General features: G+C 63.3%; 1 protein-coding gene. It reads right to left on the bottom strand.

Features of this window, described 5'->3' with window-relative positions; genetic code table 11:
• On the bottom strand, positions 1–281 hold a 281-nt coding region (locus tag ISP15_RS18685), incomplete at both ends, for a condensation domain-containing protein (RefSeq protein ID WP_404549513.1).

Here is a 281-nt window from a genome sequence, read left to right as displayed (position 1 = left end):
TCGCGCAGCGATGCAGGAAATGCCTCGCTACCGAGATTGACCGCATCGAGCCGCGTCGCACCACGGGCATGATCGTGGCACAGGCCCTGGTGCTCGGATACGCCATCCAGGTGCCGCGTCCAGTAATCCAGGTGAGTGTCCAACTCACTCTCCAGCTTCTGGCGCTGCCACGCCGCGTAGTCGCCGTACTGCACCGCAAGCGGCGGCAACTCCAAGTCACTTCCCGTAGCCTTCGCCTTGTACCGGGCAAGCAGTTCGCGCCTGATGACCTGCATCGAACC

Source organism: Dyella jejuensis, from assembly GCF_044904675.1.
GTDB lineage: Bacteria > Pseudomonadota > Gammaproteobacteria > Xanthomonadales > Rhodanobacteraceae > Dyella_B > Dyella_B jejuensis.
The sequence above is the reverse complement of the archived record's forward strand: the minus strand, read 5'-3'. Positions and strand labels throughout refer to the sequence as shown.